Origin of the sequence: Kosakonia sp. (assembly GCF_032104925.1) — a bacterium.
Classification (GTDB): domain Bacteria; phylum Pseudomonadota; class Gammaproteobacteria; order Enterobacterales; family Enterobacteriaceae; genus Kosakonia.
The window spans coordinates 184,338-200,155 of the sequence record NZ_DAMCGF010000007.1; the positions used below are offsets into that span (position 1 = coordinate 184,338).

The window sequence follows — 15,818 nt, forward strand, 5'->3', positions numbered from 1 at the left end:
ACCGTGCGGTCGGGATCGACCCTCTGAACAAAGGACTGGTGAACACATTGTTAAGTTTACAGATTTTACACAAAGCGGTTTCCAGACTGATATTTCGCCTGCTGGCGGACAAACCTCTGCCCACGAAAACCCCCGGCGAAAAACTGCATATTCTTCTGCTTCGATGGGATGCAAAATTAGGCGACTCCATCGTATCTTCTTTCTTTTTTCGCGAATCACGTAAGCTCAATGCCCGTTTGACTGTACTTACGGTTAACGAGTTAGCTGAAATGCATACCAACACCTTCGGTGTGGATGAAGTCATCGTTACGAATCCGCATCCAAGGCTTGGTGAACTACGCAGATTGGCGAACCAACTAAGTAATGTCGATGTCGTTGTTCATCTGGTTGGACGACTGCAACCTGCCGAAGTCGTTTTTATACGGTTACTCCGTCCGGCGAGTCTCTATTCCCTTGATGATTCGCTGCGCTGTGTGAATCGTAAAATGGGTTTTGCTGCAAACACGCTCAATATCGTGGAGCAGTACAAATATATTCTGCAGGATCTGGGCGCGAAAGTGATCGACACCCAGTACATTGTACCGTTGCCTGCCGAGCTCCCGCCTGCGGCACTTTCCCCCAAAATACTTTTTAATCCTTATGCCAGCCGAAGAGACAAGGGGCTATCCCCTTCCCGTGCAACCGCAGCTCTACAAGCTATCGCCGACGATTTTCCCGGCCATTTCGTGGGAATTCTTTGCAGCCCTTCAACGCTGCACAGCGCACAGCATCTGGAAAGCGCAGTTGCGCGCGATAATGTGGCAGTCTTGCACGACGGGCTAACACCCGAAAAGGTTGCAGGCTATATTCGCCGAGCGCAGGCTGTTGTTAGTGTGGATACCGCCATTGTGCATATGGCTGTTGGCCTGAAAGCGAAGCTGGTGGCGATCTACCCGTTGATTGCAGGTCAACACAACCCATGGCTGCCGCCTCGCTCACCTTTTACACAAGTGATCTACAGCGAGCAACAACCAGACACACTCCGTCGTACGGGAAAAAAAAATATGGATGATTTTTCGCTAACGTCATTAATGAACGCATTGCAGACTCACTTAACGCTGCCAGAAGAAGCGAAAAGCAGCATGTCGCTTAACGCCAGAATCATCCCAGGGCTAGGGGTAGCGACGGGCACGCTGGCGCGACAACTGCCCTTAATCTGTGAAAAATTTCCTGAAGTTGCAGGCTGTTATGCCGGGACGATCAACCTTGAATTCAGCATTCCTGTCGCAGTCGTGCGACCCGATCACCGTACCGCGCCACTGGCCTGGACTCCCAGTGGACGCACTACCGAGATATTCGATCTACTGCGCATTGAACTTGAATTCAGCCATTTACCTGAACGCATCCCAGCATGGCTATATATTGCCCACAACTCGCCACACCGCTGGACGCCGACCATTCACGAAGCAATCGCGCCGCGCATTAACCTCAATGGCGCCACGCACTGTCGACTCCACTTACCCGCTGAGGCTATCGTACTGGGCGAAAGCGGTACTCAGGCAACGGAAGCTATCAATTTGTCACTTTCATCAACCCAGTAATCCGCATTCGCCTCAATATGCAAAAACAGTTTTGCCAGCAGCGAACCACCCGCCAGGAATTCAGCCACGGTTTCTCTCCGGGCTTCGGTACGCCGGAAATAGGTGTTGTAAAGTTTGAGAATGGCCACGTCGTTAATCAAAAATGCCCCGACGGCAATATCGGTGCGACGCATCACCTCGCAACCAGCAAAGTTGTAGAGAGGACGGTATCCGGGATCGATGACCTCCCCGCCAATCGGGATGGCAGCATCGGCAGCCTGGGCAATGATATTTTTGATTCTCCCAGGATTACCCCAAGCGTGATTCTCGCTCTCAAGGCCTATAGCTAAGGCTTGTGCAAGTATGGGGTTTCCCGGCAGGGACGCGAAAATACACTCGCTATGCCAGTGCAATTTATGGCTCAGCCCTGTCGGAAATAACTCAACACTCGGATCTCTAAACAGCAACGTATCCGCATCCAACCATGCTCCGCCCCAGCGATGCACAAACGCCATGCGAATGAAATCGCTCTTCGCCACAATAGCTTCAATGCCGTTCGCCATCGTAAAGCTCAGCGGCTCAAAAGCCCAGGTTTTATTCATGATGTCAGCATCGATGTGCTCGCTTACCGTTCGCGGCGTAAGCAGAAGAAAACGCTCGCCCAGAGCTCTGTGCATAGAAACCAGTGCCAGGGCAACATAAGCCGGCATGGTCTGACCCGGTGCGTTTTCCCAGTAACTGACGTAATGGATAGTGTCGGATGTCATTTCACCAGCACCTTACCTTTCGCACACAACAGCCCATTTTGCATCAGATATGTTCTGAGCATCACCAGTGATGGCGCGCATTCAGGCTGAGCTAAAAACTCATTATTTAATGCTGATTTATACAGATTAAGCCAGGTCAGCACCGGCACATTTGGCAGGAAAGCCGGTAAACTATCCCGGTTGTCTTCGCCAAATAACAGACGCAACGCACGCAGAATGGGCTGATAGCCCGGAGCAGAGAGCAGTTGCGAGACGTTTTCATCCAAATTCTGCTTTATGCTCACGCTGTTCAGCCGATCCTCCACCGACGCATCAGTTAATGCCACCCGGGGATCTAGCGCCACTGGGTAAATGGCACGAAATGACCGGGCGCCGTTACACAGCGATTCATACAACACTTTGTCCGCCGTTGCCCCAGTCACCAGCACGTCATCTCCGAAAATGACATGCACGCCGCTCCAGCGGTAAAAATTCTCCGCTGGAATCACATGATCCTGCTCAAGATTGACCCGATCGCGCTCGGCTTGGCTGAGGCTGGCGTAATTTTCACACGGCAGCGCAATCCTGGGCAATTTAACGTTGATAATGGTGGGCAATCCTTTATGCGCCAACGTGAGATTAATTTCCTCAACCACGATATCGTAGAGCACATTGGCCGTGGAAGGCACATTACGCCAGCCCGTGGTCATCATCACAACACTCTCTCCCTCCTCTTTGGCCTTGCAAAACAACCCTGACCATGAAGAGGAGGCGTCATCCAGTTCTGCGGCAAGATAGTCGATAACGCACCGTGCCAGATAGTGTATCTCGCTCACTCCACCATATTTCGCACGGCTATAAATGCCCGCCAATGTTGTAGCTTCAGCACCGGTGCGCATATCGCAAAATGATCCAGTCGCATTCGGCGTCAGATAATGCATCGCCTTACCACCAAAAATAGCGACGTAATCGGACATGTCGATCAAACCGCGCGCCAGCAAATCGGTCGCGAACGCGCGAAAACCGGATTTAACATCCTGCGCATTGATCTGTGCACTGGCCTGGCGAAACATTGCCAACTGGGTTGCGATCGGTTCGTTGTGCAACGTGTTCCACACAAGTGAATGCGGAGTTTTTAGTCCATTCATGGTGAAGCTCCTTAGCGAGACGCTGGCACAGTGTGAAATTGAAGGTCTTTAAGCAAAACATCAATGCGTTGACGCTGCTGATAATAGCAGAGGGATTGAAGCCCTAATGGCCTGAGTGCCGCCAACAGTTCAGCGATCCCCGCTCCGGCATCGCGCGGATCATGGGCATCGGACCCGATGGTTAATGGAACATTGTTCTCCAGTAATTTTTCCAGCAAAGCGCGGGAGGGATAGGACCATCTTCCAGTCACCTCTTTACCCGTCGTCGGATCAAGGCTGGATTTACGCAGACCTGAAGCATTCAGCTCATATGCGATACCGCTGCGTACGAGCGGTGTAATCAGCGGTTCAAAGCGACGCAAAAACACATCCTCTGGGATTGCGCGCAGCAGCGTATCAGCGTGCCCAACCGCATCAAACAACTGGCTTTCCAGCAATGCTTCAAGCTGAGCAAAGTATTTGTCCAGAAAGGAGGCTGCAGCTAACCGGGGCAGTTCCCAGACCTTCACCATCGCCTTATCGGCAACAGTGACGTAGTGAATTGAACCGATAACAAAATCCATCGGATAGTGTGCAAGTAATTGCCGGTTATAACGCTCAGTTCCCGGCATATAATCGAGTTCCAGACCGCGTAGCAGCGTGATCTCGCCTTTATAAGTCTGCTGCGCCTTATCAATATCGGCGAAATAGCGCTCCAGTTCCGATTCCAGTAAACGGTTCTGCGCATCCACTGGGAACGGAGCATGATCGGTGATGGTGAGTACTGTCACCCCCGCAGCAATCGAGGCACAAACAAGTTCATCGATGGTGCCTACAGCATGTTTCGAGTAGAACGAGTGGCAGTGCGAATCAATCATGCGGCCTTCCATTGTTCAAGCAACCCGGAATACTTCCCCATCTCTTTAACCAGCCAGTAAGGATTATTGGCGGTCGCGATGATCGCACGAAGCTGCGGAGTGTTTTCCAGCCGCGCCAGCAGTTCGGTTAACGGCTGGGTATATAACGCGCGCGACAAGGGATTTTCCCGCACATGGCTCGCCAGATGATGCCAGTCGATCACATCAGAATGGATATTCGCAACACGCTCGGTCTCAATACCGTACAGAAACACATCGCCGTTGGGTTTAATTGTCACGTCCATGCCATTGGGCTGGGGTGCACGGTTCAGGCTGCCAAAGGTAAAAGGTTTATCCACTTTGGACTCAATCGCGGCAATATATCCCTGTAAGTCCAGATAACCCTCTGGCGTATCTCTTGCCGGATGAACCAGATTTTTGTAGTCGATGTTAAACGTGTCCGCACCTATTAATAATTTATCTTCCAGCACGCTGACTGGCTTTATGCTGGCGTTAATTCCCCATGAGGCCAGCTCACTCACCAGATATTCGCGAGTGAAGTCCCGATCGATATCAATTGAGCGAAATGAAAAGCTGAGTGATGACGGTTTTTTGCGCTGAACATAATCCAGGCTAAATCCATGTGCACGCCATTTTACTTTTTCAATATGGTGGCTATCTGAACTCAGGCGAATATTACAGGTATCACCATTGGCGGAGACAAGACGATTGATCTCATCAAAAATCTTTTCCATCTTCTCATGGCGAAAAAAACCGCTGGTAATAAACTCAAAGCTGTTGCCCCCTCGGGACAACGCCAGTAAGTCATAAAAGGTGTGAATGTTATTGAGCGGTTCACCTTCACCACTCACGGAAATACGCTTTACGGATGGATCATTAATGAGCACCGAAAGATTGTCACGTGCCTGCGTTGACAGCTCCATACTCTTACCCGTTACGTGCTTATCCGCATACATGCAGAACGCACAGCCGATGCCACAGATCTGGGTGATGTCTACATAAAGCAAATGACCATGTAATTCCATATATAATATTCTGCCTTATTTTTATTTAGAGTAAAAAAATCAACCTAACGCAAATTTAAGATAGGGCTGTCGCATAAATTATAATGATGACAATGGATCATCACTACTATTATTAGTGTATTGACTCCGAGAATCAAAAAACATAAATAAAAAGTGTTCTGCCGTAACCAACTAGTGAATTCTAGCATCAGAAAGAATTCTTATAAAAGAACACAGTATCAACCTGAACCAATGGTTGAATTCATCACTAAGTAGCCTAATAATGGATTTTCCTGTTTCCCATCCATGACATGGATGCGTCTTTCATTCTGAATACTTTCGGATGTGGATACCTTAAAATATGTCCAATCTTTACATTTGGGTTGACGATAAAAACCGCAATAACCTCATACGAACAATCGACAACCTGGCGCGGCGACATCCAGATTTTAAAGCGTTGCTGCGTGACGGAGATAAAATTGAAAATACCCTCAATTTTTTGTTTCCCCACGGCATGCCGATGGAGTACCTCATCTCCAACCTCAGCATTGATGAGCGGCCGGAAGAGAATTTGGATTTAGCCTTTCGTCCTGTGCTCGGTCCGGGGCAACCTTGGCCGTTCCCGCCAGGTTGCTCACTGGTTGCAAAAGGTTTCTGGAAAACCGGTGCGCCTTTTTTCAAGATTCAGGATATTTTCGAGGTTGCAGATGCGCCTGCACAGGTCTATGAAAAAAGTCTTCCCGTGGTGGTTTATCAGGATAACCCCGCCTTACAGCCTCGAATCAAAAGAACCGATAATGCGCTGAGCCGGGAGTTAGCCCACGAGCTACCGCCAATCTCCGCCAACACACGAAGTAAACTGGTTGACTGGCGCGAGTTTCTGGAATGGAAACGCAAGCTGGTTTCCGAAAAAACCCGTGGATTGCATTTTACAAAACGTGGATGGCAGGAAGACAAATTGGTTTTCCAGGTCGTTGGTGAAAGCGAACAATATATCCGTGACGTGCTGCGTGCCTTGTCGCGCCAGGATGTAGTGGCGTTTGATCCTGCAGTTTCTGAAGATGAGTGGCTGTTTCGAATCAGTGATAAAGACAGCGCCAAACGTACACCAAAAGGGATTGAACTCGGGCAACCGGAGGTCAGGCCAACGCTTGTGCCAAACAGGAGCATCCCCCAGGGGTGTCCGTGGCCCATACCGTGTCTTGTCGATGTGTTTGTCAACCTGTCAGAGGATGACCAGAATCAACTTTCGACGGCAGAAGATCATGAAAGCGCCCGCGACAGTTTACTGGCCAGGATCCCTGAAAAAGGTTTTCTTTCGGTGTCGGCGGCGGGCGATTTAGCCTTGATCCGCCGTCACGAGCAGGCACTCAAACGCCTGCAAGATCAGGGTGGTTACGCCCCTTATCTCTCATCCTATCTCTTTGATGCGCGCCAGGCCAAAAGCCCCACCACGTTCGAACCCATCACCGATTGGTTTCGCGAGGATCTGAACATTCTCCAGCAAGAGGCCGTCAACAAAATCCTCACGGCGCCGGATCTCTGCCTGATTCAGGGACCGCCTGGCACGGGGAAAACAACGGTGATTGCAGAAGCCATAATGCAACTGGCGCGTAAAGGGGAGCGGGTTCTGCTGGCTAGCCAGGCGCATACGGCGGTCGATAACGCGCTGGAACGTCTGGGCAAACACCCGGATTTGCGGGTTATTCGTCTCGCACGTGATTTGAGCAAAATTTCCGGCGAGGGCAAAGCGTTCGTACAGGAAACCTCCTTATCCCGCTACTACACCTCGCTGGCTGAGGATGTAGAGAAACGCTTTCTGACGCCCTGGCGTGAGACAAAAGATCAGCTCAACCAACTGCAATCGTGGCTCAATCAGGCGGAGTTTTTACGCCGTGACGCAGAACACGCCGGGCAGGCGCTTACCGCGCATGAACATGCGCTAAAGAAGGCAGAACAAAACAGAACTCTGGCGTGGCGGAAATTGCAGGAGCAGGGGCAAAAACACGCAGATGCGAAACAGCGGCAAACCCGGTTACTGGCGCTGAAGGCATTCCTCGAACAGAATGAGGAAACGATCCCTGAGCGTTGCCCGCTACCGGAACCCGCCGCCTCCGCGCTAGCATCTGCATTGTTCGATCTTGCCAGCGCGCAGGTGAAACTTCCCGTCTCCGTTGCCGACTGGACCGCCGTACCATCGCAACAACCCCAGATGCTGTCCGGGTTGTTGCGATTCTGGCACAGGTTGTGGGCGCACCGCACCGATCTGGAAAATGATGTGGCCCGCTTGCGGGCCACTGGGCCGTCTGCACTACAAATCCCGGATCGGGCCATTCACCTTGCCGAATTGGAGGCCGAAGAGCGAGCACTTGCCGATAAACTTGACGACGATGAAAGTCTGTTTCCGGTATGGAAAGCCAAACGACAGGAGATTAAACAGCTTCGCGACAGTTCTGCCGGTGGCTTAAATCCGGAGCTGTACGGCAACATGTTCCTTGACCCGGAATCCTGGTGTCAGTCGATTGAAAACGCAGAGCTGACGGGTAAGAAACTGGCGGCGCGCGTTGCCGCCCTAGTGGCGAGCAGCGCCGTGATTGAACGGGAATCAGCACGACTTCTGGCTCAGACTGACGAACTTATTGCGCTTTCTCACGTGCCGGATATCGATGAATCTGAGTGGCGTCAATGCGAGCAAGAAACCACCCATCTGCAACAGCGGGAACCACAGATTCGCCAGGCTCTGGAAGACTGCATTAGCCAGCAGGCGGAGTGGTTGGCCCGGCGTGTCTCGCTGGCAACGTTGCCTGATTCAATCTCTGCGGAGATAAGCGTGCGTTTTGCGCAAGAGATGGCGTCCTGCGAAGAAATGATCGGTACGCTGACGTTGCGCCTTGCGGAACAGCAGGTGGTTCAGGAGGTCTGGGAGCCGTTGTTGCAGGACTGGAGCAACGAACTACGCCGTCAGGTTTCGTACCAAAACGACTGGCATCACTTTAAAGAAACGTTTGTGGCTGAATGCAACTTGGTTGCGATTACCTGTAACGAGCGTGAACAAACATTAGAAGAATCGGGCCAGGTCAGTTTTGATGTCGCCATTATCGATGAAGTCAGCAAAGCAACGCCGTTGGAAATGTTACTGCCGTTGATGCGTGCGCGCCGTTCAATCCTGGTGGGCGATCACCGGCAATTACCGCCGCTGTTTCAGGAAGGCGCCGATGCGCAAACCTTTAGCGATGCCGTCGATGAAGCGGACGAAGACGGGCAGAATACCCGAACATCGCTGACCCGGCATAACCTTCAGCGGTTTGAAAAAATGGTGACGGCATCATTATTCAAATCCCACTTCGAAACGGCTGATGATGCGATCAAAGCGCGTCTGGAAATACAGTTTCGAATGCACCCACAAATCATGGCGATGGTGAACCATTTCTATGAACGCCGCCTGAGCTGTGGATTGGAGTTCCCCAATTACGATAGAAACCACGGTCTGGTGCTGGTCGATACCGACGGCAACACCATCGTGGAGCCTGCACGAAATAGTGCCGGAGAGCGGGTAGTCAAAGATATCCAGCGCTCGCCTTCAACCATCCCACGGGAAGAAAAAGCGGTAACTGAGGGCGACCATGTGCTGTGGGTAGATACATCCCGTGACCTGCAAGGCCAACTTCATAAAGAAGATGTGGACGCTAGCGGTAAACCCGCGCGCAGCAACTGGCTGGAAGCACAGCTTATTGCTCACACGCTGTTACAGATTGATAAACAGTGCGCCAGCCTTGGCTATTCAGCGCAAAAACGCTACCAAGTGGGTGTCGTCTCTTTCTATGCCCGTCAATGTCGGTTGATTCGCGAGGCTATCCGCGAGGTTAAACCTAACGGACGTTTTGACTGTCTGGATGTCGAGATCAATACCGTTATCCGCTATCAGGGCAAGGAGAAACCTACCATTCTCGTCAGCCTCGTGCGCAATGATGGTGTGGATACCCAAAGCCATGGCGGGAAGGTAAGACGCCGCTCCAGCCGCGCCAACGTCGCGCGTTACGAATTTATCAACGTCGCCTTCTCACGCGCGCAAGAGCTGCTGATTGTGTTTGGCGCACGAAATATGTACGAGTCCTATGACGTCACGCTTCCACATATGGACAGCGAGGGTGTAACAACCCGCAAGGTCTATAAAGATATTTTGGATCAACTGGACAGAAATGCTCAGTTGATTCCGGCGAGTCGCCTAATGCGAAATACACCGCAGAGTAAGCGTAACTCTCCACCGTCATCCGGCATGCGTCACAGAGGGAATAAGTGATGAAGTTAGGATCTTTTGCTGTCAGTGTACCTCAGTACAAAATTGAAACTCTGGTGATCTACCAGACCATACGAACCCCCACGGTCTTTGAGCGTATGCTGATGAGACTGTGTAAAAGCTACCGGAAAACGCCGGAAATTGCGCAATTGACGCTGGTGCAGATTTTCGAGCAGCAACTGGGCGTCACATCGGCCAGCGCGCTGGTCGGCCCTTGCGTCGAGGATCTGATTTACCTTGGCGTGCTGGCCTGTCCGGCATCAGAGAACTATATGTCGCTTCGTCTGGCCGACATATCATTAACCCCTGAGGGGCTCAACTTTCTTGCTCGCGAACGGTTACCTGGGCGCCAGCAACAAACCAAGGTCCAGCACCTGTTTTTGCCTTTATCAAATACCGTTCAGCCATTGCGCGCCAGCAATCTGCCTGGCACGCCCACCAGCACAGTATTTATCAGCAAGGACGTGCTTGAACCGCAGGATTGTTCCTCGTGGATACGACAAGAGTTAGAAAAAGAGCGCCATCCGTGGAAAACAGCGAATACAGAGATTCACTCCGTTCAGTCCAGCGTAGCTGGCGTAGTGTGGGAGCAGCACCAAATCACCATTGAGTGTGATGGGTCCGGCGTCCTTTCCGTTAAAGCGCCCGGCTCTGCCAACTTTGAACAATGGCTGCAAATGGCCGCTGCAGATATCGTGTGGCAGCACATTTTGCAGCCGATCCTGACGAGCGAACCTGCGGCAAACTGGCCCAGACTCAGCGATGAGAGTATTCGCCATGCAAGAGAGATAGCGCCGTTAAGTCGCGCAGCAGACAGCACAACGGATCCTTCCGCCACCCTGCTGCACGTCATCACAAATGATGCAGAAAAAGATAACTACTTCGGTGAAAATCTGATCCTGCTGCACGGTAAGAAGAGTTCCATACTGGGCATGACAATTCTGCTCAGGAACGCCGAACCTGAAATCCGCCAGCTTGACAGCAAAAAGGGAAGTCTGTGGCTCGAAATGACAGTGCCTGAAGGTTTACCTGCAGGACTGGCTACTCTGCGTATCCTGAAAAAGGACGGCGCACCGCAGGCGCATTTTTCCGGATGGGGCAACGTCTTTTGGCGAGGGCAAGCGCAGCGTGCCGCGCTCAGCCTCACTGCGGACAGCACCATCAGTGCCGAAATCTGGCAACGACTACAAGCGGAATTACAATCCGGTCTGAATGCCACGCACAGTGCCACAGCGCACGCCCTCACTTCGCTTTGGCTTACTCCGCAGGAGACGATTACCCACTGGCAATCCAGAAATGAGGTGCGTCCTGTTGCGGAATGGCTTGCCGACGCGAGCGAATTCGCGGCGACGCTGGAGAGGTTGACCCCCCACTCGCGAGCACAGTGGCAACCATACTGGCTTAACGCGCTTAAAGCTCTGATGATGGCCGGAGTGACACGTTTGCAAACCCCGATCCAACCTGATGAAGCGATCCATTACCTCACCGTTCTGAATCAGTTGGTTCCTGACCATAGCAGTGATTTTTCCGCGCTCTTGCTGGATCACTGCAGTCCGCTTACTGATGTGGCCTCGCTCGAACAACTGCGTAAGGCCGTTGGCCCGACATCGGTTCTGCCGAATTCCCTTTTCAGCAGCACGCTGCTGCAAATATGGCTGGCAGAGGTATTAACGGATGCGCCGCTCACTTTGCATGAGCCTCATGCCTTTGCCCAGTCGCTAACAACACTCAGAAATGCGCAGCAAGACGTGTTACGCAACGTGGGAATGAAATCCCTGACGGATGCCGCTACGGGCAATTTAAGCCTTAAAAGCGTGAAAACATCGGCACTGACAAGCGTGACACAGTGGCAGAACGCTGTTGCAGCACTCGGTACATTACGTGCGGCCGTAACGTCCGCCTCCTTTTCGCGTATCGATGCATTCGATACGCAAGTTCAGGCTTGGCGGGAACTGGCAACGCAAAAGCTCGCCCATCCCGAAGCGCCCGGCAAACGGTTTGTCATCTTTGATACCAGCGCATTAATAGAGTCCCCCAATCTGCCCTCGTGTTTGCAGCAGAATGACACGCCAGTCATCGCCAGGCGCGTTCATCAGGAGCTGGATCATCTCAAAACATCAGACAACCCTAACAAAGCCCGACAAGCACGGGAGGCGATTCGGACGCTGGAACAGGTAAACAAAATCGTTCGTTACGAATCCGAAGTTATGGAGCTTCTACCTGCTGACCTCGAACCGACGTCCGATAATCGTATCCTGTCGGTGGCGCTATACCTGCGGCTTAGCGATGTCATCCTGGTGACCGCTGATAAGAGTTTCCGCAACATAGCACGCGCTGAAAATATTACGGCGATTCTGCCCAGCGAATATAAAGAGATGTCGCGCGGCAAGACCAGGCCGCGCAATACGGGAGGAATAGTGAAATGAGCAGACATGAGCAGGCACGCTACCAGATTGAGCGTCAGCGGCGTCAGGAGCTTTTTAACCAGCGGGTCAGCGAGACAACGCGGGTGTATCTCGACCGCTATCGCAACATCTTGAATGACGTACAAAACCAAGGGATCAGCAAGTATGTGCAGGCTGAATTTTCCACACTGCAACGCGAACTGGAGACTCTGAAATGGCTTGTTGATTCCGATCCGGCCACCGCGCGCGACCGGAGTATTGCCCTAGGCCAGCAGGTACATGCTTTACCCAGACACGCCAGAGCAATGCGCCAGGCTGTTGTTGAAGCAGAGCGAGCGGCGGAGCACGTTGCCCAGGAAGAGGCGCGGGAAGCCGTTCGGCAAAGGGTTGAGCAAGAAACCAAAGCCCGCGAAGAAGTGGAAACCGTCTGGCAGAACGAACTGACAAACTGGGACGATCCGCTGGCCAGGCAATTAGCCTTCAAAGCGCTGGCGGAGCTTCGTCGTCATCTCCTCGACTCCAATCACCACACCACAGTTGAACAACTGCGGGCTGAATTAGGCAACATTAAGCACGAATACGAACAGCGTTCTCAGGAAAGAAGAGCGCAGGAGTATCAAACGGCGGTGGCCAGTACAACCGAGGATTCGCTGCAATTATGCCGTGAGCAGATTGCCGCAGCGAGCCGTCAGGCTCCCGAACACGCAGCAGCATTGGCCGCAACTCTTGATACGGCAAGCTCGCTGTCGCCAGAGGAACTCTCCCGCAGAATGGTTGAAGTCACCAGCGAACTCGATACAGTGGTGGTGGATGAAAGTTGCCGCCGTGAAGTCGTGCAGGCGGTTTATCGTTCGCTTGAGGACGCTGGGTTTGTAATGGAAAAACCGCGTCTGGTGAACAAAGATGACAGCAACGAAGTGGTTATCCGCGCGATGAGACCTGCGGGCGCACAAGCGGAATTTAAAATAGAGCTCAGCGGAAAACTGAATTACAAGTTTGACCATTACCAGGGTTCTGCCTGCAAAAAAGATATCGATACGGTCCTTCCACGACTGCAATCCATTTATGGCATTCAGTTGTCCACAGAACGAGTCGTTTGGGAAAACCCGGACGACAAGGACAGCGACGCCAGACCACAACCCGGAATGACAAGGGAGAAATAAATGAGCTCCGGACAACAATCCTGGCAAGAAAATTTCCGCCGCGAATGCGGGATCCGGCGAGGGATCATCCTGCACGGCAACATTGTCGATGTGGTCTACGACGAATCCGCTACTGACCAGTGGAGAAGCATACCGGAAACCATCGATGCCCTACTCAAAGAGCGCGGTTACCGGCATGTTATCCGCTGGGATCGTGTCTCTGGCGTATCAGGTGTCAATGCCCGGGAATGGACCGATCTGATGAGCGCCGCGACGCCCGCTTCCTCACCAGTAGAAGGCGACGAATATGATATGGGCACGCCGTTGCCGACAGCACGGACCACACAAACCAGCCATGCATTAGAGGTGAATCCACATGACTTTCTCACAGTCGTCGCCCGACTGATGAAGTCTTCTGGCCCCGATCGTATTGCCTTCGTGCTGGACTGGTCTCACCTGTTGTTTGGGCAAGCCAACGCGCTGAGTGAAGCGGAACGGGGCTTGCTACTGATGATGGGTAAAGCCGCGCGTGACGCGCAGCTAGCGCTCAACGCTGCGGATATCGATAAGCCGCAAACGTTGATGGTTTTTTTGTGTCAGGGCTTATCGGTATTGCCGCCGTCGTTATACCTGCATAACCCGCTGTTCAAAGAAATCAATGTGCCGCTTCCGTCCCGCACCACGCGGGAAAACGCCGTGCTGAGTCTTAATAACGTCCTCATCCTTAACACCCCAATACTGAATAAGAGCCGGGTGCTTGCGGATCTTGTGGATTCGCTGGAAGGGCTTACGCTGCGTGATATTCACAATATTGCGAAACTCTCCCGACAACTTCCGCAAAAAATGAGCGCCGAATCGCTGGTCAGCATGTACCGCTATGGTGAGAAAAAAAGCCCGTGGGAAGAGCTGAACCGCGACAAACTGAGCAAAGCGATCGAAACGTTGAAGGTGCGCGTGAAAGGACAAGATCAGGCTCTGGCAGTCGTTAACCAAATCCTGATTCGCGCGTATACCGGCTTATCCGGTTTACAGCATTCCAGCAAACAAAGAACCCCAAAAGGCGTTTTATTTTTTGTCGGCCCAACCGGTGTGGGGAAAACGGAGCTGGCAAAAGCCCTCGCCCAGTTTTTGTTTGGCGACGATGAGGCTTGCCAGCGCTTCGATATGTCGGAGTTCAACCATGAACACGCCGACCAGCGACTGGTTGGTGCACCTCCTGGCTACGTGGGTTACGAAGAGGGTGGCCAATTAACCAACGCGGTAAAAAAACGGCCGTTCTCTTTGTTGCTGTTTGATGAAATTGAAAAAGCACATCCCCGAATACTCGACAAATTCCTGCAAATTCTGGAAGACGGAAGGCTGACTGACGGTAAGGGCGATACGGTTCAATTTTCTGATACCGTTATAGTCTTTACGTCAAACATTGGGGCGGCGCAAATAGCGGTGGACAATCCGGATGTCAAAGGGGCTTTTATTGAGGAAGTACGTAATCATTTTGTCAGTGAACTGAATCGGCCAGAATTGCTTGGGCGTATCGGTGAGGGAAATATTATACCGTTTAACTTTATGACAGATGAAAATTTCCTGATTGATATCGCACGATCGAAACTGGAACCGCTCCGCTATCGCCTTAACGAGAAATGGGGCGTAACGGGAATGCACTTCGAGGATGAGACGAAAGCGCTTAGATCGATCGTTAACATGGTTGATCGCAGCAGCGGCGGGCGCGGTGTGCTCAATGTTTTAATCCGCTATCTGTTTGATCCGTTGTCCCGGTTCCTGTTTGAAGAGGTTGGTTCACCTGAGCACTCCCTAGGTCGTGCAATAAAGGTTGTTCAGGGGGGGACCAAACCCAATTTTGACTTCGATCTGGAGTAAGGCATCCGATGAACTGGCTGAATCTGGCTTCATGGCTCCCCTGCACCGAAGTTGAAGGGCCGGGAAAACGCGCAGCGCTGTGGGTACAGGGCTGCGACAAACGCTGTGTCGGGTGCTGCAATCCCGGCTACCTGAAAATCATTGAGCGTGAAATTATTCACGCGAATACTATGATTGATCGTTTGCTCGCAGCCCATGAAGAATGGGGGCTAGAAGGGGTAACCTTTTTGGGAGGAGAACCTTTCCTCCAGGCGCAAGGGCTGGCAGCTGTGGCTGAAGGTGTCTCACACGCCGGGCTTTCGGTGATGGTATTCACTGGCTACACGATGGGTGAACTAAATGAACTCAATCTGCACGGCACGCAGGCATTGCTGAAATGGACGGACGTGCTAGTTGATGGCCCCTATCAGGCATCCAGCCCCGATCGGACACGTAACTGGGTCGGTTCTACGAACCAGCAGTTTCACTATTTAACCAACAGGTACAACGAGTCGATAGAAGGCTCAACCCTGCCAGACCGCGCCATGGAATGGCGGATCAGCGATGATGGCCGCATTGTGGTCAACGGCTGGCCTTATGCTATTAAATGACTGCCGTAGGTTCGAATAAGTCCGGGACAAACTATACAATCAGATCGCGGCGCCTTAATGCTATAGTTTAAGGCTTCGGATGCGGTCAGACCCATTATGACGCTTGCGGGGCGTTGGTAGGGTAGAACGCCTAACGGGAAGGGGTTCTAAGCATTAAAAAGTTACCGTTACTTGAATACAAACAAATCAGGC

The 15,818-nt window shown here is 52.1% G+C and carries 10 protein-coding genes; 6 read left to right on the forward strand and 4 right to left on the reverse strand.

Translation table 11 applies throughout. From position 1 onward, the window contains the following. Nucleotides 1-38 precede the first annotated feature (38 nt). Entirely contained in the window at nucleotides 39-1,580 is a 1,542-nt protein-coding gene (locus RT644_RS16020; RefSeq protein WP_313627270.1) for a glycosyltransferase family 9 protein, read from the forward strand. On the opposite strand, the gene RT644_RS16025 is transcribed toward RT644_RS16020, so the two are convergent. From RT644_RS16025 to RT644_RS16040, 4 genes are read right to left on the reverse strand one after another with little or no spacing between them, the layout of a single operon-like run. After that, nucleotides 1,535-2,326, reverse strand: a complete 792-nt coding sequence (locus tag RT644_RS16025; protein ID WP_313627271.1) for a hypothetical protein — start codon at nucleotides 2,324-2,326, stop codon at nucleotides 1,535-1,537. The two genes, RT644_RS16020 and RT644_RS16025, sit on opposite strands and share 46 nt — an antisense overlap. Further along, nucleotides 2,323-3,453, reverse strand: a complete 1,131-nt coding sequence (locus tag RT644_RS16030) for a hypothetical protein (protein ID WP_313627272.1) — start codon at nucleotides 3,451-3,453, stop codon at nucleotides 2,323-2,325. The genes RT644_RS16025 and RT644_RS16030 overlap by 4 nt, the downstream gene beginning before the upstream one ends. A gap of 11 nt (nucleotides 3,454-3,464) precedes the next feature. Further along, entirely contained in the window at nucleotides 3,465-4,310 is an 846-nt protein-coding gene (locus RT644_RS16035) for a histidinol-phosphatase (RefSeq protein ID WP_313627273.1), read from the reverse strand. Further along, nucleotides 4,307-5,335, reverse strand: coding sequence for a radical SAM protein (locus tag RT644_RS16040; RefSeq protein ID WP_065370164.1), 1,029 nt, complete (start codon nucleotides 5,333-5,335; stop codon nucleotides 4,307-4,309). Before RT644_RS16040 ends, RT644_RS16035 begins: the two co-directional genes overlap by 4 nt. A 340-nt stretch (nucleotides 5,336-5,675) precedes the next feature. Here RT644_RS16040 and RT644_RS16045 point away from each other — a divergent pair, with 340 nt between their 5' ends. The 5 genes from RT644_RS16045 to RT644_RS16065 are packed head-to-tail and all read left to right on the forward strand — an operon-like array spanning nucleotide 5,676 to nucleotide 15,626. Then, nucleotides 5,676-9,614 (forward strand): AAA domain-containing protein, encoded by a 3,939-nt coding sequence (locus tag RT644_RS16045; RefSeq protein WP_313627274.1) that lies wholly within the window; start codon nucleotides 5,676-5,678, stop codon nucleotides 9,612-9,614. Further along, nucleotides 9,614-12,037 (forward strand): PIN domain-containing protein, encoded by a 2,424-nt coding sequence (locus RT644_RS16050; RefSeq protein WP_313627275.1) that lies wholly within the window; start codon nucleotides 9,614-9,616, stop codon nucleotides 12,035-12,037. Before RT644_RS16045 ends, RT644_RS16050 begins: the two co-directional genes overlap by 1 nt. Then, the gene (locus RT644_RS16055) at nucleotides 12,034-13,179 is read left to right on the forward strand and encodes a hypothetical protein (protein WP_313627276.1); all 1,146 of its coding nucleotides are present in this window, start codon (nucleotides 12,034-12,036) and stop codon (nucleotides 13,177-13,179) included. The genes RT644_RS16050 and RT644_RS16055 overlap by 4 nt, the downstream gene beginning before the upstream one ends. After that, nucleotides 13,180-15,036, forward strand: coding sequence for an AAA family ATPase (locus RT644_RS16060; RefSeq protein ID WP_065370168.1), 1,857 nt, complete (start codon nucleotides 13,180-13,182; stop codon nucleotides 15,034-15,036). It abuts the gene before it with no gap. Between the two features lie 8 nt (nucleotides 15,037-15,044). After that, nucleotides 15,045-15,626, forward strand: coding sequence for a 4Fe-4S single cluster domain-containing protein (locus tag RT644_RS16065; RefSeq protein ID WP_313627277.1), 582 nt, complete (start codon nucleotides 15,045-15,047; stop codon nucleotides 15,624-15,626). Nucleotides 15,627-15,818 lie beyond the last annotated feature (192 nt).